Origin of the sequence: Kiloniella laminariae DSM 19542 (assembly GCF_000374005.1) — a bacterium.
GTDB classification, from domain to species: Bacteria; Pseudomonadota; Alphaproteobacteria; order Kiloniellales; family Kiloniellaceae; genus Kiloniella; species Kiloniella laminariae.
The window spans coordinates 107,582-127,375 of sequence record NZ_KB893171.1; the positions used below are offsets into that span (position 1 = coordinate 107,582).

The 19,794-nt window shown below is 50.6% G+C and carries 20 protein-coding genes; 7 read left to right on the forward strand and 13 right to left on the reverse strand.

Annotated elements, in window-relative coordinates; translation table 11 throughout:
- Positions 1-33 precede the first annotated feature (33 nt).
- Complete coding sequence (locus tag B152_RS0121600) at positions 34-1,605, forward strand: inorganic phosphate transporter (protein WP_020594543.1); 1,572 nt, start codon at positions 34-36, stop codon at positions 1,603-1,605.
- 51 nt (positions 1,606-1,656) lie between these two features.
- On the opposite strand, the gene B152_RS24685 is transcribed toward B152_RS0121600, so the two are convergent.
- Both B152_RS24685 and B152_RS0121610 read right to left on the reverse strand, forming a co-directional pair.
- On the reverse strand, positions 1,657-2,316 hold the full coding sequence (locus tag B152_RS24685; RefSeq protein WP_020594544.1) for a histidine phosphatase family protein: 660 nt from the start codon (positions 2,314-2,316) through the stop codon (positions 1,657-1,659).
- A 41-nt stretch (positions 2,317-2,357) separates the two neighbouring features.
- A complete protein-coding gene (locus tag B152_RS0121610) occupies positions 2,358-3,191 on the reverse strand; it encodes an adenosylcobinamide-GDP ribazoletransferase (protein ID WP_020594545.1) in 834 nt (277 codons plus the stop codon).
- Positions 3,192-3,400: 209 nt separating this feature from the next.
- Here B152_RS0121610 and cobT point away from each other — a divergent pair, with 209 nt between their 5' ends.
- Complete coding sequence (gene cobT, locus B152_RS0121615) at positions 3,401-4,432, forward strand: nicotinate-nucleotide--dimethylbenzimidazole phosphoribosyltransferase (RefSeq protein ID WP_020594546.1); 1,032 nt, start codon at positions 3,401-3,403, stop codon at positions 4,430-4,432.
- 86 nt (positions 4,433-4,518) lie between these two features.
- Here the strand turns inward: cobT and B152_RS0121620 are convergent, their stop codons facing one another.
- Complete coding sequence (locus B152_RS0121620; protein WP_020594547.1) at positions 4,519-5,376, reverse strand: ABC transporter permease; 858 nt, start codon at positions 5,374-5,376, stop codon at positions 4,519-4,521.
- Between the two features lies 1 nt (position 5,377).
- On the reverse strand, positions 5,378-6,166 hold the full coding sequence (locus B152_RS0121625) for an ABC transporter ATP-binding protein (RefSeq protein WP_020594548.1): 789 nt from the start codon (positions 6,164-6,166) through the stop codon (positions 5,378-5,380).
- Between the two features lie 105 nt (positions 6,167-6,271).
- On the opposite strand from B152_RS0121625, the gene B152_RS0121630 reads away from it, so the two are divergent.
- Both B152_RS0121630 and B152_RS0121635 read left to right on the forward strand, forming a co-directional pair.
- Positions 6,272-7,609: an ActS/PrrB/RegB family redox-sensitive histidine kinase gene (locus B152_RS0121630; protein WP_020594549.1), complete on the forward strand. Its 1,338-nt coding sequence runs from the start codon at positions 6,272-6,274 to the stop codon at positions 7,607-7,609.
- Positions 7,610-7,723: 114 nt separating this feature from the next.
- The gene (locus B152_RS0121635; RefSeq protein WP_020594550.1) at positions 7,724-8,278 is read left to right on the forward strand and encodes an ActR/PrrA/RegA family redox response regulator transcription factor; all 555 of its coding nucleotides are present in this window, start codon (positions 7,724-7,726) and stop codon (positions 8,276-8,278) included.
- A 70-nt stretch (positions 8,279-8,348) separates the two neighbouring features.
- Here the strand turns inward: B152_RS0121635 and B152_RS24690 are convergent, their stop codons facing one another.
- Positions 8,349-9,662, reverse strand: a complete 1,314-nt coding sequence (locus tag B152_RS24690) for an EAL domain-containing protein (RefSeq protein ID WP_020594551.1) — start codon at positions 9,660-9,662, stop codon at positions 8,349-8,351.
- A 284-nt stretch (positions 9,663-9,946) separates the two neighbouring features.
- Between B152_RS24690 and rfaE2 the strand changes: the two genes are divergently transcribed.
- On the forward strand, positions 9,947-11,449 hold the full coding sequence (gene rfaE2, locus B152_RS0121650; protein WP_020594553.1) for a D-glycero-beta-D-manno-heptose 1-phosphate adenylyltransferase: 1,503 nt from the start codon (positions 9,947-9,949) through the stop codon (positions 11,447-11,449).
- 15 nt (positions 11,450-11,464) lie between these two features.
- Here the strand turns inward: rfaE2 and B152_RS25705 are convergent, their stop codons facing one another.
- A complete protein-coding gene (locus B152_RS25705; protein WP_020594554.1) occupies positions 11,465-11,857 on the reverse strand; it encodes a hypothetical protein in 393 nt (130 codons plus the stop codon).
- Positions 11,858-11,973: 116 nt separating this feature from the next.
- On the reverse strand, positions 11,974-12,615 hold the full coding sequence (locus B152_RS0121660; RefSeq protein WP_020594555.1) for a carbonic anhydrase: 642 nt from the start codon (positions 12,613-12,615) through the stop codon (positions 11,974-11,976).
- Positions 12,616-12,832: 217 nt separating this feature from the next.
- Here B152_RS0121660 and B152_RS0121665 point away from each other — a divergent pair, with 217 nt between their 5' ends.
- Positions 12,833-13,426, forward strand: coding sequence for a DNA-3-methyladenine glycosylase I (locus B152_RS0121665; protein WP_020594556.1), 594 nt, complete (start codon positions 12,833-12,835; stop codon positions 13,424-13,426).
- A 60-nt stretch (positions 13,427-13,486) separates the two neighbouring features.
- The gene (locus B152_RS0121670) at positions 13,487-13,957 is read left to right on the forward strand and encodes a CreA family protein (protein WP_020594557.1); all 471 of its coding nucleotides are present in this window, start codon (positions 13,487-13,489) and stop codon (positions 13,955-13,957) included.
- A 19-nt stretch (positions 13,958-13,976) separates the two neighbouring features.
- On the opposite strand, the gene B152_RS0121675 is transcribed toward B152_RS0121670, so the two are convergent.
- The 6 genes from B152_RS0121675 to B152_RS0121700 form a co-directional block, all read right to left on the reverse strand.
- Positions 13,977-15,143 carry a mechanosensitive ion channel family protein gene (locus B152_RS0121675; protein WP_020594558.1) on the reverse strand — a complete coding sequence of 389 codons (1,167 nt, stop codon included), beginning with the start codon at positions 15,141-15,143 and terminating at the stop codon, positions 13,977-13,979.
- A 112-nt stretch (positions 15,144-15,255) separates the two neighbouring features.
- Positions 15,256-15,870, reverse strand: a complete 615-nt coding sequence (locus B152_RS24700) for a hypothetical protein (RefSeq protein ID WP_020594559.1) — start codon at positions 15,868-15,870, stop codon at positions 15,256-15,258.
- A 395-nt stretch (positions 15,871-16,265) separates the two neighbouring features.
- Complete coding sequence (locus tag B152_RS0121685; protein ID WP_020594560.1) at positions 16,266-16,982, reverse strand: ABC transporter permease; 717 nt, start codon at positions 16,980-16,982, stop codon at positions 16,266-16,268.
- The gene (locus B152_RS0121690; RefSeq protein WP_020594561.1) at positions 16,982-17,749 is read right to left on the reverse strand and encodes an ABC transporter permease; all 768 of its coding nucleotides are present in this window, start codon (positions 17,747-17,749) and stop codon (positions 16,982-16,984) included. The genes B152_RS0121685 and B152_RS0121690 overlap by 1 nt, the downstream gene beginning before the upstream one ends.
- 123 nt (positions 17,750-17,872) lie before the next feature.
- Positions 17,873-18,637, reverse strand: coding sequence for an ABC transporter substrate-binding protein (locus tag B152_RS0121695; RefSeq protein ID WP_020594562.1), 765 nt, complete (start codon positions 18,635-18,637; stop codon positions 17,873-17,875).
- Between the two features lie 46 nt (positions 18,638-18,683).
- Positions 18,684-19,481, reverse strand: a complete 798-nt coding sequence (locus B152_RS0121700; RefSeq protein ID WP_020594563.1) for an ABC transporter ATP-binding protein — start codon at positions 19,479-19,481, stop codon at positions 18,684-18,686.
- Between the last annotated feature and the right edge of the window lie 313 nt (positions 19,482-19,794).

The window sequence follows — 19,794 nt, forward strand, 5'->3', positions numbered from 1 at the left end:
AGCGGGGTTTTGTATCTGTGAAAGTTGAAAAAGATGCCGACTTCAGATCAGCCTGATAACTCCTCCTCCGGGGCCTCTAAAAAAGCCCATCTTTCAAAACCCTCCCTCGACAAGGACCTGAGCAAGATTGTCTCGATGGAAGAGGCAACCCGCTCGCTTTCCCAGCACCTCATGGCCCCAGGTCTTGCTGTCTTGTTCCTGGCGGTCGCTGGTGGATTTGCCAGTGTTCTGATCGGTGCCCAGCCCAACGCCGTCTTTGTTGTTGTCGCTGCGATTCTGGGGGGCTATATGGCCCTGAATATCGGGGCCAACGATGTCGCTAATAATGTCGGGCCGGCGGTTGGTTCCAAAGCACTTACCATGACGGGCGCCTTGATTATTGCGGCGGTCTTTGAAAGTGCGGGTGCCCTGATCGCCGGGGGCGATGTTGTTTCAACGATTTCCAAGGGAATTATTGATCCGTCACTTGTGTCTGATAGCCAGACCTTTGTCTGGGCGATGATGTCTGCGCTGCTCGCTTCTGCGCTCTGGGTCAATCTTGCGACCTGTATCGGGGCACCGGTTTCGACCACACATGCGGTTGTTGGTGGGGTAATGGGAGCCGGGATAGCGGCGGTTGGTTTTGGTGCGGTCAACTGGGGAACCATGAGCGCGATTGCTGCGAGCTGGGTGATTTCTCCCTTGCTTGGTGGTGTGATTGCCGCTCTCTTTCTGGCCTTTATCAAGAACAATATCATCTATCGTGATGACAAGATTGCTGCCGCCCGTCGCTGGGTTCCTGTATTGCTTGCGATCATGGCCAGTGCCTTTTCCTGTTACCTGCTGATGAAGGGGCTGAAGCAAATATGGAAGCCGGGGATTGCCTACATCACTCTGATCAGTGTTGCTGTGTTTGTTCTCGCTTATGTAATTCTCAAGCCGATGATCAGGAAACAGTCTGAGGGTATGGAAAACCGCAACCAGTCGCTGCGGGAACTGTTCCATCTCCCCCTGATTTTCTCGGCTGCCCTGTTGTCGTTTGCGCATGGAGCAAATGATGTCGCGAATGCGGTTGGACCTCTTGCCGCGATCCTGCATGCGGCGCAGTCAGGTGATATTGCGGCTAAGGTACAGCTGCCGATTTGGGTCATGATTATCGGTGCTTTCGGGATCAGCCTCGGGCTGTTTCTCTATGGACCCAAATTGATCCGGATGGTGGGGGAGAAAATCACCAAGATGAACCCGATGCGGGCTTATTGCGTGGCTTTGTCAGCGGCTATAACCGTAATCGTGGCTTCGGCACTTGGTCTGCCCGTTAGCTCTACGCATATCGCTGTCGGAGCTGTTTTCGGGGTTGGGTTTTTCCGCGAATACTATACGAGCAAAAGCAACCGTCGTCGACAGTATGTAAAAAAGCACAGCCGGGCTGTTCTCGATGGTATGAGCGAAGATACTGATGATGAGGATGACGGGAAAGATACGGTTTATGATCAGGAAGATGTTGCGCGGCGCAAACTGGTCCGGCGGTCCCACTTTACGACGATCATCGCAGCCTGGGTGATTACGGTGCCTGCAGCGGCATTGCTTTCAGCAGGGATTTTCATTGTGATAACATTGATCTGGTAACTCGTTTTATCCCTGTATTGTGGAAAAGGCTCCTGATAGGGCCTTTTTCTTTTAGGGCTCCTGATTGATGACGAAGGCAAGAGGAGCTGCATTCAGATAGCCAACGCCCCATGAACTCTGATCGGTAAAGGGATCATTTTCAGGGGTGTAATAATCAAGCCGGGTCAAGGACAGGTTGTCGATGGCGAGACCGAGGGCTTTTTCCGGGCTGAGATCAAGAGCTTTCGCAACGGCTGCCCGAATGGTGCCTCCGTGGGCTATCACAACAATGTCCTGGCCCTGATGATCGTGATTCAGACGGTCGATAGCTTTGTCAGCCCGCTGCATCAGGTCAACAAAACTTTCGCCGCCGGGAGGAGCTTCTGAGGCCGGAGCCAGCCAGAAACGATGCCAGATTTTGTTCCGTTTCTCCTCGAGTTCCTTGTGGGTCATTCCTTGCCAGTCACCAAAAGATTGTTCCTGGAATTCGGGTATTTCGTTAAAGGACGGTTCGGGAAGAAACGTTTTTTGCCGACACAAAGCTTCTGCCGTCTGTCGGGTTCGCAGCAGAGGCGTCGTAACCCAGATTGCTTGCTCTGGAAGACGGTTGGCCAGGGCAGAAAAGGCTCTGAAATCGCTGCAATCGCAGTTCAGATCGGCATTGCCATAGATCGTACCGTTGTTTTCGGTCACCGGAGCATGCCGGATCCACCACCATCTGGTTCTGGACATTCTTAGTTACTCTATCTGGTAATATGGCCGCGGGGTTGATCCTAGGTGATATACCCCAGGGCAGCAATATAGACCGCGATTTCACAAAACTGGGCTGTTGAACCCAGCACATCGCCACTATACCCTCCAATTTGCCGGAAACTTAACCAGGAAAAGAGCGCGGTTGCGAGAAGCGACAGGCAAATAGCGAGTACAGCTATGGTAAAGGGTAAAAGGCTGAAGCACAGAATCAGGCAGATGAGGAAAGCTGCGTAACTGCTGCGAAGTTTGGGCTTGTCGGCCTGTGCAGCTAAGCCGCTTTCGCGGGCGAGAGGAAGATGGCTCATCATCAGGGGAAGATATCCCCGTGCAATGATATGGGCTGCGATCAGAACACTTGCTGCAGCATTGCTGGTGATCGCCCCTTCCTGATCCATTGAGCCAAAATCGATCAGGCCAGCGATCAGGGCTGTACGCAACAAGAGAGATAGACAGAGGGCGAGAACACCGTAACTCCCAACCCGGCTGTCTTTCATGATCTCGAGTTTACGACTGCGGTCATGGCTGCCGCCAAAACCGTCAGCGACGTCGGCAAGGCCGTCTTCGTGAAGCGCGCCCGTCACCATAATGGTGACGGTTATGGCCAGAAGAGCACTGACAAGTGCAGGAAGGTGTAACAGATCCGAAAGCGTTAAGATCAGAGCACCTGTAAGACCGACAATAAGCCCGACAAGTGGAAAGGCCCAGGAAGCTGCGGCAAGGGACCGTTCAACCGGACGTCCCTGTGCATCCAATGGATAAGACACAGGAATGCGGGTGAGAAAGGCAAACGCTATTCTGATGTCCTGAGTCAGTAACTGGAAAGGGATGGAGGAGATCAGTTGCCGGATATTCATGGTAGCCTTCGTGGAGTGAACTGGAGGAGATGCGACAAATAGCGGAGCAAAGTGTCAAGACAAAGTCCAGGGGCTATGTTATGGCTTTGCGGCAAGATTACAAAATCAGACGCAACAGTTGCCGTGCAGATTTGCTGCTGTAAAGCGTTTTGCGTGTTTATGGACAGAGGTTTTTGCCAAGAGGTAAAAATCAGGGAGAGATACTGACAATGGTTGATGTGGCTTCGATTTCCACACTGAATGAAGTTCATGTTCTGCTCAAGGAACTGCCTGGCCCGGACAGGGCGGCTGCGGCAAAGGCGGAAGAGAGACAGAGTCAGCTGACGAAACCTCTGGGAGCACTTGGACGCCTGGAAGAACTGGCAATTTGGCTTGCTTCCTGGCAGGGCAAGGCAAAACCTCAGATCGAACGACCTTTCACCGCTGTCTTTGCGGGAAATCACGGTATTGCTGCCAAGGGCGTTTCGGCCTATCCGACGGAAGTAACGAAACAGATGGTTGCAAATTTCATTCACGGCGGGGCTGCCGTGAATCAACTTTGCGGTCTGGCGGATTCTGATCTGCGGGTTTACGAGCTGTCGCTGGATGAACCAACAGCCGATTTTAGCGAAGCTCCTGCCATGCCGGAAGATGACTTTATCCGGGCTATGGCCTACGGCATGATGGCCGTCGAAGAGGGTATTGATGTCCTGGCCCTCGGGGAGATGGGAATTGGGAATACCACCTCGGCAGCGGCAATCTGTACAGCGCTTTACGGGGGAGATGCCGGAGATTGGGTTGGTCGTGGAACCGGTGTTGATGATGCCACGCTCAAGCTGAAAAGGGATCTGGTTAATCAGGCAATGGAGCTGCATAAAGCAGATTTTGCCAAAGATCCCCTGCAAATTCTGCGCTGTGTTGGTGGTCTGGAACTGGCAGCCATTGCCGGTGCTGTGGTCGCGGCCCGTCTTGCACGGACGCCTGTTCTTCTGGATGGCTATACCTGTACTGCCGCGGCAGCAGTTCTTCACGCGATTGATCCCCGGCTGCTGGACCATTGTGTTGTGGCCCATCAGTCAGTCGAACCTGGTCATGTGGCCCTGATGGAAAAGATCGGGAAGCAGCCGCTGGTGAATTTTAACATGCGTCTGGGTGAAGGTTCCGGTGCTGTGCTTGCGATATTGCTGCTGAAGGCGGCTTGTGCGTGCCATAACGGCATGGCGACCTTTGCCGAAGCCGGTGTCAGCGGCCCGGCAGACTAGGTGGCGACTTTACCTTGCTGATCGATTAAAAAGCCTTCCGCTGAAAAAAGTTGGAAGGCTTTTTTCTTGCCTGAAATATAGGGGAATTATTCCCCGATCTGTAATAACAGCCCTCTTTTCCTCGCGACATGATAGGACCAGATAAAGAGCCCCATGGCGATGGCAAGATAGATCGCGTTCAGTCCGAGAGAGTGCAGATAAAGTTCTAGATTGAATCCTTGATCAAACAGAATGGCACGCATGCCTTCAAAAACGGGGGCAGTTGGCAGACACCAGGCGATAGACTGTAACCAGCCGGGCAGGATATCAACGGGGTAGTAAATTGCCGAAACAGGCGCAATCAGAAAAATTGTCAGCCAGGCCATGGATTCTGCGCCGAGGCCAACCCGGAGTATCAGGGCACAAACCATCAGCCCGATTGACCAGCCCATAATCATGAGGTTGGAAAAAAACAGGACAAGCGGCAGGCCGAGTTCGTAAATTGACACCTCGTAAAAAAGGATGGCGATAAAGGTGGCCGGAAGAATGCCGATTAATGTTCTGATGGCGCTCATGATCATCAGACTGCCAAGAAATTCTACCGGGCGCAGAGGACTGACAGCCAGATTCCCGATGTTGCGGGACCAGAGTTCTTCGAGAAAGGAAAGACTGAACCCGAGCTGGGCGCGAAAGAGTACGTCCCAAAGCAACACTGCGGAAACCAGTACTCCGGCCGCCTGGGCAACATAGGAACTGTTGGTGAGCAGGAACTGGGTGAAAAATCCCCAGATGACGATCTGAATAGAGGGCCAGTACATCAGCTCGAAAATTCGGGGCCAGGAAGCGCGCATCAGATAGAGGTGGCGCAAGAGAACGGCCTGCACCCGCATCAGGGAGGAGTCTTTTCTGATTAAGCGAATTTCTGTGTCTGAAGGCAGACTGTCCACTTGGGGGGAGCCGGGCATTTCAAATATCTCCCACTTCGAGATTTTCCCTTGGTTCTGTTGGCTCAGTCGGATCTGGCCTGTTCCGATCCCGGGCAATATCCAGAAATACCTCTTCGAGATTGGTGCGACTATAGCGCTGTAGCAGCTCTGAAGGGGTGCCCTGGTCGACAATCTTGCTTGATTTCATCATCAGGACATTGTCACAGAGGCGTTCAACTTCGGACATATTATGGGATGCGAGCAGGATCGCTGCATTGGTCCGGCTCTGATAAGCCTTGAGATAACTTCTCACCCAGTCGGCGGTATCAGGGTCAAGGGATGCGGTGGGTTCGTCCAGCAACAGGATTTCAGGTTCGTTGATCAAGGCCTTGGCAACGGATACTCTTGTTTTTTGTCCAGCAGAAAGGCTGCCAGTCTGTCGTTTCAACAGGTCTTTCAGTTCCAGCTCTTCGCTGAGCAAGGCGATTCTCTCTCGGGCGTTGACGATTCCGTAAAGTTTGCAGAAAAATATCAGATTTTGCCGGACAGTCAGGCGTCGGGGCAGATCGACATAGGGCGAAGAAAAATTGATCCGGTGCATGATGGGAAAACGATCCCGAATGATGTCCTGTCCCAGCAATCTTATTGTTCCTGATGTCGGGAGAAGAACACCAAGCAGAATCGAGATTGTCGTGGTCTTCCCGGCACCATTACCTCCGAGCAGGGCGACAGTTTCGCCGGGTTTCACTGAAAAAGAAATGTTGCGAACAGCGAGAATCTCATCAAAGGATTTGCAGAGGTTCTCAACCTCAATTGAAAGTTGTGTCATTGTTTCTGTATAGCATGTCCAATATTTATTTCCTGTCCTGTTTTGCTTTCTTCTGAAGTTTGTTACTGAAATAGCTGAAGAGCAAAAACAATCCCGGGCCACGTCATGAAAACCTTATTTAAGCGAGAACTCGAGTTGGGGTTACAGCCTGACCAGGGCCGGGTACGTTTACGCACGCTGGTTTTGATCCGATGGCTTGCGCTTTGCGGGCAGACAACAGCCCTGCTTACTGTCCATTTTGGGATTGGGCTGGAACTGGAACTGGTTCCGGCTTTGCTCGTGGTGTTAACCTCTGGGGCGTTGAATGTTGCCCAGATTGCGACCCGCCCGGCTTCGTCCTGGCTGCGCAATAAAGAAGCAACCATGGCCCTGGCATTCGATCTGATGCAGGTCTCGGTGCTCTTGTCCCTGACAGGTGGATTGACCAATCCCTTCTCAATCCTGATTCTTGGACCTGTAACGGTATCTGCGTCGATTCTTTCCCGGCGCAGTACCTTGTGTTTGAGCGCCCTGGCCATCCTGATGGTATCGATTGATGCTTTCTGGTATATGCCTCTGCCCTGGCCGGAAGGGAGCTTTTTCCTGCATCCTCTGTATCTTTACGGGCTTTGGGCGGCACTGGTTTTTACCGCGATCTTCCTAGCGGTTTATGTGTCATCGCTGACTGAAGAAGCCCGATCCATGGGGCTGGCGCTGGTTGCATCCCAAATGGCTCTGGCGCGGGAGCAGAAGCTTTCTGCCTTGGGTGGACTGGCTGCAGCAGCAGCCCATGAGTTGGGGAGCCCGCTTGGTACCATGCTGGTTGTTGCCAAAGAGATGAAAGAGGAATTGCCACCGGATGATATCTATCTGGCAGATGTGGAGTTGCTGATCAGTGAAATTTTGCGCTGTCGGGAGATTTTGCAAAATCTGGCCACCTGGCCAGAAGAAGACGGGGGAGACCCCTATAATATTATTCCGATAGAAAGTTTGATTGAAGCTGCCATCATTCCCCACGAGAAGGCAGAGGTGACGACTGTGATTTCGGCAGGACCTGTGGACGAAAGCGATAGTTCGCAACCGATGGTGCGACGAAGTCCCGAGATCCTGCACAGTCTGGGTTTGTTTGTTCAAAATGCAATCCAGTTTTCACGGGGAAAGGTCGAGATATCCCTGCTATGGGACGAGCGGATGATCTCTCTTGCTATCCGGGATAACGGGCCGGGATTTGATGCGCAGATATTGCGTCAGCTTGGTGATCCCCTGCTGGGACACAAGGATAGAACGATCAAGGATCACGATCCCCGCAAGGAAGAGGACGGAGAACATATGGGGCTTGGGGTCTTTATCGCAACGACGCTTCTAACGCACACGGGCGGCAAGATAACCTATGGCAATCATCCAGAAGGTGGCGCGCTGGTGAGTGTTGTCTGGCCTCGCCAGAGGCTTGAGGTTACTATCTGATATGCTTTGTGTTTTTTGCAGAACTGTCCGGCCTAATGGCTCTTTGACCCGCTGTGCCGGGATGCTTAAGATAGAACAATAACGATAAACAAGAACTCTAGGGGTTAACAGGTAATGTCGGAATCGCAAGAAGCTGCAGGTAAAAAGCTGCTGATCGTAGATGATGATGAACGTTTCGCGGAAAGGCTGGCCCGGGCAATGGAGCGGCGTGGATTTGTTCCTGTTGTTGCTAATTCTGTTGTGGATGGCATTCGATTGGCAAAGTCGGAACATCAGGAATATGCCGTTGTTGACCTGCGGCTTCAGGATGGCAGCGGGCTGGATGTGGTCAAGGCTATCCACGAGTATTCTGCTGATGCACGGGTTGTTGTTCTGACAGGCTATGGAAACATTGCAACAGCTGTTGCTGCAGTGAAGGTTGGTGCATTGGATTATTTGCCGAAACCAGCCGATCCAGACCAGGTTGCAGCAACTCTTTTGCAATCCAGCGAGGAAGGGGGCATGCCACCCCCGCCTGAGTTGCCCATGACTGCTGATCGCGTAAGGTGGGAACACATTCAACGGGTCTATGAGCAGTGTGACAGGAATGTTTCCGAGACTGCGCGCCGTTTGCGTATGCATCGGCGAACATTGCAGCGAATTTTGGCGAAATACGCGCCTCACGCCTGAAGGCCCTTGCGGGAAGTTGATAATGCTGGGCTGTTATCCAAACAGCCCAGACTGGATCTGGGTATCCGTTTTAGCTGTGATCAGCTTCGGCCCGATGTCGGCCGATTGCGTCGGCGAGATTGCGGGTTTCTTCTTTTTGATTGCGCCCATAGTTGCGTACGTATTCATCAATGTAAAAGCCCTGCATCAGCTTGATGCCAAGGTCTTGGGCCGTCTTGATGGCATCTACTGCGCCACAGTGGCAGAGAATCATGCGGTTGGGATCAATTTTCTGAACCGTTGCCCGGATATCGTCGGCGCGGGAAGTGGTGAGAAATTTGGTCAAGTCCTGATTCCATTGCAGCTTGACCAGATCAAAGCCCATTTTCCGGCGATCAATCATGGGCATGGACAGGTGGGTAATGCCATCCAAACAGATTTTGTAACCCCGTTCTTTCAAAAAATCCCGGGCAAAGGTAAAGCTGCCGACATCAGCAAAGACATCAAGCAGCTGGAATTCGATAACGATACTCTTGCGAACAGACGCGCCGAGAGTCTGGTCCAGTTTCAGAAACTCATTGGATAGTGCTGTCGCCACATTGAGATTCAGGCTGTAAGAGCGGGTCAGGGTCGAATCATCGTTCTGACGCAGAATAACCAGCATCCGCTTGTCGAGATAGCGGGTCAGATCCTGAAACAGCCAGCGGTTTGACAACAGGTTGTGTGTCGGGAGCAGGGTTTTTTGCAGCTGTTCGATAGAGAAAAACAGTTCCTTGAATAGAGGTTCCGGTTTCCGGTCTTCATTAACCAGAAAAATTGCCTGACGTTTCAGCAGGCTGGAAAGATCGGCCTGGTTAATCGCCTGGGCAACGGCAGCCAACTGGGACGGCGCCAATGGAGTTGTTGGCAGTTCAGGAGGCTTGCCGTTGATGGCCGCAATAGCTTCTGCTTTTTCCCTTAACTTCAGGGCTTCCAGCTCTTCATTTTTCTGGATCGCCAAGGCAATCAGCTCTGCATACTGTCGGGTGAGATCAAACCAGGTACAGAACTGGTCGGCCTCGAGGTCATAGTCTCCCGCGAGCATAGGGTCGTCACTAAAGAGGTACCGAAGCCGTAGAATGGTTTCATCAATCTGGGTTATCGTTGCCCCATTGGTCACCAAAACGATATCATTGTTAATGAGTCGAAAGAGGGTGCCCTGGAATTTTGCAATGAGTTCTTCACAGGCGTTTTGCGCGATACGAAGATGGTGTTCTCGCTGATGATAGGGGCGCAAGCGTGACAAGTGGATATGCACAGCCCTGCGGTTATCCGTCTGTTTTCCGATACGCTTTACAAAATCAAGAAAAACCTTTTCCTGATTGAATGGGCCTTCTGGGGCCGTACTTGAAAAAGAGTTTTCCATCGACGGGCTTCACTGAATCCGGTTGCGAGAGATTAGGAACTATCATTATTACCCGGAAGAGTCTTCAAAGATCGTTAACCCTGTTTTCTCTTTCTGGTTTTTTCTGACTGTAATCAAGTAGTATCCTTGGTGTAAGTGGTATAAGGGAAGCATGTGATGACACTCGTGCTGCAGATAAACTTTCCCTTCGGAAGTCTGGTTCGTTTTGTGGTAAAAACCTTGCCCAAAAGCTATTTTGATAGCACAAAAGAGGCCTCTTAATTCTGACCTGATTATGGCACCACATGACAGCACACTTTTCCGACCCCGTTGAATTCCTTGATCTGGCTTCCCGTGTAGATGATCTGGCAGGAGCATCTGTTCAGACTGTGGGGGACTTGATGCTGGATAGATTTATCTATGGTCATGTCGAGCGAATTTCTCCTGAAGGGCCGATTCCCGTGCTGAAAATTGATCGCCAGGTTTCCATGCTTGGTGGTTCTGGCAATGTTTTGCGCAACCTGGCTGCCGTTGGTGCCTCGACAGCTTTTATTGCTGTGGTTGGGGATGACAGGGTCGGAGAAGAAGTCGGGCAGTTGGTTCAAAAAGAGACGGGGGGCGCGGCTCTTGATCTTATCATTGAAACTGGCCGACTGACGACAATCAAGGAACGCTATGTTGCCAGCAACCAGCAGCTTCTAAGGGCTGATCGCGAGATGGATCGGCCTCTTACTGCAGATACTCGGGCCCAGCTTGTGGCCCGGGTACGGGAACGTCTGGGGACGACGCCTGTCTTGATTCTTTCAGACTATGGCAAGGGAGTTTTGACCCCGGAAACTCTTAAAGAGATTATTGCTATCGGAGTTACGGCGGGCTGTCAGATTATCGCTGATCCGAAAGGTCGTGATTACAGCGTTTATAGTGGCGTAACGATTGTTACGCCCAATCGCCGGGAACTGCAGGAGGCAACAGGTATGCCTGTTGCCGGAGATGACGCGGTGGTTGCTGCCTGTCATCAGCTGATTAAGGGGTGTGGGATCAAGGCGGTTTTGGCGACACGCAGCGAAGAAGGCATGACTCTGGTGACGGAAGCCGGAGTGGTCGAACACTTTGCTGCTGAAGCGCGGGAAGTGTTCGATGTCTCAGGTGCGGGCGACACGGTTGTCGCGGTACTGGGTGCAGCGCTTGCTGCAGGGCTCGGGATGAAGGAAGCTGCTTGTCTTGCCAATATTGCTGCGGGGATTGTTGTTGGCAAAACTGGAACGGCTGTGGCTTACGGGAGTGAAATCCGCCAGGCTTTGCTCGCCCGCAACGGTCTTTCTGCCAAAGGCAAGATTGCCGAATTGGATACTGTGCTGCACAGGGTTGGGCAATGGCGTAAGGCGGGATACAAAATCGGTTTTACCAATGGATGTTTTGATTTGTTACATCCCGGGCACATTTCTATTCTCAGGCAGGCTCGGGCAGCCTGTGACCGTTTGATTGTGGGCTTGAATACGGATGCATCCATCAAACGCCTGAAAGGGGAGAGCCGCCCTATTCAAAATGAGGCTGCGCGGGCAGTAGTCCTGTCTGCAATCGAGAGTGTGAACCAGGTCATTTTGTTTGGCGAGGATACGCCGCTTTCTCTTATCGAGGCGATTTTACCGGATGTGCTGATTAAAGGTGCTGACTATAGTGTTGATCAGGTTGTTGGCGGCGATGTGGTGATCCGAAACGGCGGCGAGGTTGTTCTGGCAAAGCTGGAAGATGGTTTTTCGACCACGGGCACCGTGGCAAAAATTCAGAAAACTCAAAAACAACCTTAAGGGCAGTTCTCGGTCTTAGCTGAAAAAATACAGCAATGCTGCTATCGCGACTGAAGGAACCAGCCAGAACGCCCCTGCGAGAGCATAGGCAACATAGCCTGTGGCTTGTCCTTCGGCTTTGACCCGATCGAAAGCGCGACGTTCCCGGCCGGAAAGAAAAATCAGATAAAATCTGTGTCGGCCAAAGGGAATAGAGCGCCTGAATTCAACCGGGTGGCGGGCGATTTCGCGGGCCCCGAACATTTGTTTGATGGCATGCTTCTGCTCATCGCTAAAGGTGGCCGCAACATCGGGAGAAATCCTGCTAAAATAGTGTTTGATAAACGGATCGGAATCTTTTTTCCGTTTTGAACCGGCACTTTCATCGGTCGAATTGCGTTTTCGGCTATCCAGTTCTGCAAGTGCCATATTCCCTGTAGTGCGTGTGACGCACCACCCCCTGTGTTTTTATTGTGACTTTGCCTGGGGAGTATGATGACTTGCTTTTTTTGATGAATAGTTAACCTGTGAAAATATTTTCGGGATTAAAGGCTCGGGGTCAGATTGACAAAACCGTCGTGGTTCTTGTCATAGCCCAGAAGTTCTCCGCTGGAAAAATCAAAATACCAGCCATGTAATTGGAGTTTTCCTGCTTCAACCCGTTGTTTGATAAAAGGAAATGTCATGAGATTTTTCAGAGAATGGAGAATTGCTGCCTTCTCAACCTCTTCCTGAATTTTCTCATGATCGTGCCCACTGCAGACCACAGAATCTTTAGCTTCGCGGGCGATCGACATCCAGTTGGCAATAAAAGTACTGCCCCCGGATTCGTCAACTGAGCCTTCGATCAGGGCCTTGATCCCGCCACACATCGCATGTCCCATGATGATGATATGTGGCACTTCAAGACTGGTTACCGCAAACTCAAGGGCGGCAGATGTGCCGTGGTGCCTGCTGTCATCAAGGTAGGGAGGGATCAGGTTGGCGACGTTTCGTACGACAAAAAGATCTCCTGGAATTGTACCAAGTACAGCTGAAGGTTCGACGCGGGAGTCACAGCAGCTTATCACCATTGCTCTTGGAGATTGTCCATGCTCGGCAAGTGAGCGTAACAGAGCTTCATCGCGACGATAGTCGACAGTCAGATAGGCTTTGTATCCATCAAGTAGTGGTTTGATTCCGTCCATGATCTACCTATATACCAGTTCTGTTGATCCAGTGTGCAAGGAAGTGATTGATTATCGCGAAGTCGGGGATTTGTAAACCTTGTAGGGGAGTGTCCTATATATTGCTCCCGGGTACTGAGCCAGGATAACGGTCAGGTTGACAAGTTTGTGGGATACAGGATGTTTACCTGGAAGTGCTGAGGTGGCCAGGTTGTATGTTTCGGGGGAGGGGATAAGTATGAACCAGAGAGATCAAGAGGCTGTTCGCTGTGGATGGGTCACAGATGATCCACAATATCTTGCCTATCATGATGATGAGTGGGGTGTTCCTATTTATAATGACCGCCTGCTGTTCGAAATGCTGATCCTTGAAGGCGCACAAGCCGGGTTGTCATGGATCACCATTTTGAAAAAACGAGAAGGCTATCGTGCTGCTTTTGCGCAGTTTGATCCGGAAATGATTGCCCGATTTGGCGAAGACGATGTTGAACGGTTGATGAAAGATACAGGGCTGGTGCGTAATCGCCTGAAGATCGGCTCGGTGATATCCAACGCCAGAGCCTGGCTGGAAATCATGAAGCAGGGCGAAGGTGCCTTCTCTGATCTGGTCTGGTCAGTGGTATCCGGGCGTACTCTGAACAACAGTTGGGGGAGGCTTTCGGACGTTCCCGCAAGCACAGCTGAGTCTGAAGCACTTTCCAAACTTCTGAAGAAAAAGGGCTTCCGGTTTGTCGGGCCGACAATCTGTTATGCCTTTATGCAGGCCTGCGGTTTGGTGAATGATCACGTAACCGATTGTTTCCGGCATGGAGAAATCGAGCCGCGTCGATAAAGTCGTTGGACAAGAGTTAACCACCCGGAGTATCCCGGGAAAGAATAAACAGGAAAAGATATGACCCGTGTTTTGCTTCGTTTGTGGATTGCCAGCTTTGTGGCCTTGTTGACGAGCCCTCTGCAGGCGGAGGAGATTGGCTCTGTTGATACTGTGTTCAAGTGGCTTGGCCCCAACCACAAGATTGTCATCGAAGCTTTTGATGACCCAAAGGTGGAAGGAGTAGCCTGTCATCTCAGTCGGGCCAAAACCGGTGGTATGTCAGGGGCAGTAGGCCTTGCAGAAGATACTTCTGATGCGGCAATTGCCTGTCGTCAGATCGGGCCGATCAAGTTCCGTGAGGAACTGGATGACGGGGAAGAGGTTTTCACCAAGCGGACATCCCTTGTTTTCAAATCTTTACAGGTTGTCAGGTTCCTCGACAAAAAGCGGAATGTTCTGGTTTATCTGGTCTACAGCGACAGGGTGATTGAAGGCAGTCCGAAAAACTCGATCAGTTCGGTTCCGATCATGCCCTGGGGAGAGCAGTAGAGGCTTGTGTCTATAAGCTTTACTGTTCAGCAGTTTCAGCAGGCCGTTCAACGATGTGATCGGGGAGGGATCTGACCTGTGCCGGAGCTTCCGGAAGAGATGCCAGGTGGAGTGTGGAGGTGGGGAAGGCAAAAGCGGTACGGTTGGCCGCGACAATCTCTTTCAGAGTCAGGGCAAAGTTCTGTTTGATATCCATCCACTCACCCCAGTTTGTCGTTTTGGTAAAGCAGTAGATCATCACGTCGATTGAGGAGCTGTTAAAACTGTCGACGTTTACCAGAGTGGTTACACGGGCATCGTCTGTTTCAAAGGCGTCGTTGTTGTAGAGATGTTCTTTTATTTGTTGAACAACAGATCGGAGCTGTTCGGTGGTGGTGTCATATTCCAGGCCGATGGTCCAGTAGATCCGCCGGTTGGTCATCTTGGAGAAATTGATAACGGCATTATCGGCCAGTTTTGCATTGGGGACGTAGACCGGGGCCTTGTCAAAGCGGCGCACACGGGTGGAACGGAAGCCGATATCTTCGACAGTGCCTTCGACGACCCCCTCGATACGGACCCAGTCGCCACGAGAGAAACGCTTCTCGGCAATAATCAGGATACCGGCAATCAGGTTCTTGAACAGGTCCTGGGCGCCGAGGGCAACCGCAACCCCGAAGAGGCCAAGACCGGCAATAATGGCGCCGACGTTAATTCCCCAGAGTTCAAGAATGCTCGCAGCCCCGAGAAGAATAATACAAAGTTTCAGTGCTTTGATAATCCATTCAACCATGATGGATGTGAGGACGTTGGAAAAGCGGTGCAGGAGAAAATCGAGGGGGTCGATCAGCTTATAGATGGCGTAGAAAAGCGTATAGGCAATGAGAGAGCGTAGAAGATTGTCTCCCAGCTTTGCAGCTTCGCCATCGAGGTTGAGATAATCCAGGGAGAAGAATACCCCAAGAGCAATGGGGACCATGCGAATGGGGCCATCCAGCGCTTCGAGAGCATGATCATCAATCGAGTTTTTGGTTCGATGGGTAACTACTTTCAGACGGTTCATGACAATGCGGGAAAACAACCCCCGGATAATCAAAAAGCCGATAAAAATGGCTGCTGCTGTAATGATGCGGCCGACATCAATGCCGAAAACGCCCTGATGCCAGACTTCCAGTGTAATCGCCCAGAAATTCTCCAGATCCTGCATTCTTTTCTCCCTAATTACGCGGGGGGAGTTTGCTTAAGCCTGCAGGGGGCGTCAAGTTGCCAGATCAGCTAATTGCCTCCTAGCGGATGATTTTAATGCGGAACTCTAAAGATCAGTCAAAGAGCGCATCAATATCATCTTGCGCCATAGCGCCGATGTTGATTGCTTCCTCTTCCTCCTCGTCATCTTTGGCGTGATCAAAACCGCCAGCCATCATGCTGCCGGAAAGTGTTGCCTGCCAGTCCATCTCAATTTCCATGATTTTTTCAGGAGAGAGAACATTGCTGTTTCCGTGAATGACCGCACTGGCAATATCGATCATGTGCCGGATGTGGGTAGAAGCATTGGGAACAAGCGTAGATATTGCCACCATGTCGCCGACAGCCAGCGCTTGTTCAATGGCATCCTTGCTGTCCTTGATCCCCTGATCAGCCAGTTCAACAGCTTTATCAAAGGGGGTGCGGAATTGAGCCGGCGCAGCCTCATAGGCTGCGACGGCCAGATCCTTGGCTTGAAAACTGCTGTCCAGAAAGTGTTGTTGATAACTTTTGGGTTGCCACTCCTGAACCTCTTCAAAAAGGTCCGGCATGTCCGGTACCATTTCGAGCATCATCACGGCTTCATTAAGATGATTCAGATAGTCTGTAGCCAGAAAAGAAGTCTCATCAATATTGGAGCCAGGAAGTCTTGCCCTGATCTTTTCGAGGTCTTCTTTGCTTGAGGTCATTTCTATAGCCCAGCTCCCCCTACAGATTTTCTTTATACTCTTTCCGATCTATTGATGACCGGTTTGTGTGCAAATTAACCATTAACCTAAATTAAAACGCTAACGCAAGAGGGGTTAATAATGAGATAATTCCGGCTATTTTATGTAATCATGACCCAGTGAAGGTTATGGTTGTTAAAAAAATATAGAGTAGACCAAAAAAGAAATTACTCACATCTCAGGGATTTTGAGGATGAAACATACTCAACTCAGAATAGCCGTTGAGCGATTGTTTTTGGGTGAATTTATTTTTTTAATTTTGCTGTTTCGGTGATTCATTTTCCCAAAAAGAGGGCAAAAAGAAACAGGCCGGAATTGGTCCGGCCTGTTTCAAAGTGTGTTTTGTATGAGTTGTCTCAGGTGACGACTTCAATAACAGTTTCTTCCCGGCGATTGAGATGTTTGTTGAAATGTTTTTCAATGAGGCGGAAAGCCCAGACCAGCAGGAATGTCAGCACGAAATAGAACACCCCGGCAGTAATGAAAGCTTCAAAGGGGGCATAATAGCGTGACTGTACAATTCTGGCGGCGCCGGTCAGATCCACGAGGGTGATCGTGCTGGCAAGAGCACTGCCATGCAGCATGAAGATCACTTCATTGGAATAGGCCGGGAGAGCCCGTCGTAAGGCACTGGGAATGGTAATCCGGCGCAGGATCATCCATTTTGACATGCCACAGGCTTTTGCGGCTTCAATTTCGCCAAAGGGTGTCTCTGCCATTGCCCCCCGGAAAATTTCGGCTGTATAGGCTGTTGTATTGAAGAAGAAAGCCAGCAGTGCAAAAAAGTAAGCCCCCTTGAGGAAGTCGAATTCCTTGGTGAGTGCGCTATAGCCGTCAAGCTGTCCAACCCCTGCATAGAGCAGGAAAAGCTGAACAAGAAGCGGTGTGCCTCTGAAAAAATATGTAAAAGCGAAAGCTGGATAATTGACCAGTGGGTTCCGTGATAGCCGCATGATCGCAACAGGAATTGCAGCCAGGAAACCAAGGATAAGGGAAAAGGGGACAAGCTGTGCTGTTAGCAGCAAACCTTCAAAATAAAGAGGAAGCTCGTTAATGATGACAGAAAAATCCATCAGCTGATCCTCCTGACGCCAACACTGTAACGGCGTTCCGCCCACTTCAGGAACCAGATAGACAAGGTGGTGAAAAACAGGAAGACGAGGGCGACAACAAGATAATATTTGAAGGGTTCTCGCGTTGCACCAGCTGCAAGGCCTGCACGGCGGACCATATCGGAAAGCCCGATAATTGATACCAGGGCAGTGGCTTTCATAAGAACCAGCCAATTATTGCCAAACCCAGGTAGGGCGTGGCGCATCATCTGCGGTATAAGGATGCGGCGGGTGATCTGTATTCTGGTCATGCCGTAAGCTGTACCAGCTTCGAGCATGCCGCGATCTACGGCCATAATGGCACCTCTAAAGGTTTCGCCCATATAGGCTCCAAAGATAAAACCAATGGTTAGAACCCCCGCAATCAAGGGATTAACATCGATATATCCCCAGTCAAGATACGGTGCCATGGCGGTTTTCAAGGCATCTCCCTGGCTGGTTTTCTCACCAATATAGAGGAGCAGTTCCAGAATGTTATCTGGCAGATTATTGATAAAGATCTGGCCGCCGAAAAAAATCAACAGCATCAGGACAAGGTCGGGAACGCCTCGGATAACAGTCGTATAGGTTCCGGCGATAATTTGCGCCATCGGGCTGTTTGATAGTTTTGCAAGGGCGGCAGCCATCCCCAGAAGCACGGCAATGAAAAGAGAACTGAGCGCGACAAATAATGTCACTCCGGCTCCTTCCACAATGATGCCATACCCATAGCCTTCCAGATCAAACATATTTTTATACGATCTTCTTGAGACCGTTCCCTCTCAAAAAAGCACCACCAGAGTTGTGACTCTGGCGGTGCTCATTACGCTATTCACCGTCAAAGGACGGTAGAATCAAATCCGCCTTCGATCTTAATAGATGTCGAAGTCGAAGTATTTGTCATTGATGGATTTGTAAACACCGTTGGCACGGATGCCTTTGATTGCTGCGCTCAAACGGTCACGCAGGTCAGTGTCTTCTTTCCGAACGGCAATACCAGCGCCATCCCCAAAGTATTTTGGCTCACTGTAGGAAGGACCAAAAAGCTCATAATCTTTCCCGGCATCGGTTTTGACAAAGCCGTCATCCATGGCAATGGAATCCGCCAGAAGCAGATCAACACGGCCAGCGGTCATGTCGAGGTAGGCTTCGTCCTGGGTACCATAACGCTTGATATCCACATTCGGGAATTCAGCGGTCAGGAAGGTGTCGTGGATTGTCCCGCGTTGCACACCAACACTTTTGCCTTCGAGGCTTTCAGCAGTGATTTCAATGCCGGAATCTTTCTTGCGCAGGAAACGTGCAGGCGTGTTGTAATATTTCTCGGAGAAATCAACCTTCTGCTTGCGCTCTTCAGTGATGGACATGGAGGCGATAATTGCATCATATTTTTTCGCCAGCAGAGCCGGAATAATGCCGTCCCAATCCTGGGTAACCAGCGTACACTTGACTTTCATCTCATCACAGATCGCATTGGCGATCTCGATGTCAAAGCCGATAAGATTGCCGCTTGGGTCTACACTGCTGAACGGAGGATAAGCACCCTCGACACCAATGCGGAGTTCTTCCTGGGCAGAGGCAGAACCTGCTGTGAATGTCATAGCTGCAGCAACGGCAGCAACAAGAAACTTTTTCATTTGATGACTCCCTAGTCGGTTTATTATTTTTCTATTCTGAATAGATTTACTTCAGGTTTCCAGCGAGAAACTGTTGAAAGCGTTCAGATTTTGGATTTCCAAAGACTTCTTTTGGTGGTCCTTGTTCGAGTATACGTCCCTGATGCAGGAAAATTGTCTCAGAGGAAACTTCTCTGGCAAATCCCATCTCATGGGTTACAACAATCATGGTACGGCCTTCATCGGCAAGGTCACGCATGACCTTGAGTACTTCCCCAACCAGCTCGGGATCTAGAGCTGAAGTCGGTTCATCAAACAGCATGACTTTGGGCTCCATTGCCAAGGCACGGGCAATGGCGACACGCTGTTGCTGTCCGCCAGACATATGGGCGGGGTAATAATCACGGCGTTCATAAATACCGACTTTATCCATGACCGCTTTGGCCCGCTCTGTCGCTTCAGCCTTGCTGAGGCCAAGGACATGAATCGGAGCTTCAATGATGTTTTCCAGAGTGGTCATATGAGACCAGAGATTAAAACCCTGGAACACCATGGCAAGCTTGGTACGGATTTGTTCGATCTGTTTGGGATCGGTCGGGATGTATTCGCCTTTTTTATTCGTAGACATCTTGATCAGTTCGCCACTGACTGTGACCTGTCCCGAATTTGGCGTTTCAAGTAGGTTGATACAGCGGAGGAAAGTACTTTTCCCGGAACCGCTTGAGCCAAGCATGGAGATCACATCACCTTCGTGGGCTGTAAGAGAAACTCCCTTCAGAACCTCGATCGACCCGAAAGATTTGTGGATATCTTCACAGACAAGAGCGGGTATCTGAACTGCTGTTGCCGTGGCGACTGACGCCATATGATCTGTTCCCGTTATTTTATTTATTACTGTTTTTCATTCCTAACGAAATTAGTGTTGTTTTGGGGGAATTGAAAGAAAAAAGAGCTGAGGCTAAAGGCCTGTAGCGGAAAGTGAAGATAATTCTGTCCTGGCAGCTCAAGGTGCAGAATATTCCAAAGAAGCACTGGAAACGGAAGAATATTCTTTTGAGTGACGCTGATTGCTACTGACCGAACCATCAAAAATAGAAATGCAGGTGTCACTAACGCGAGACAGAGCCCTCTAATCCGGTTTTTGACTTGCAATCTTGTCCACAGCTTGAACCCCTTTT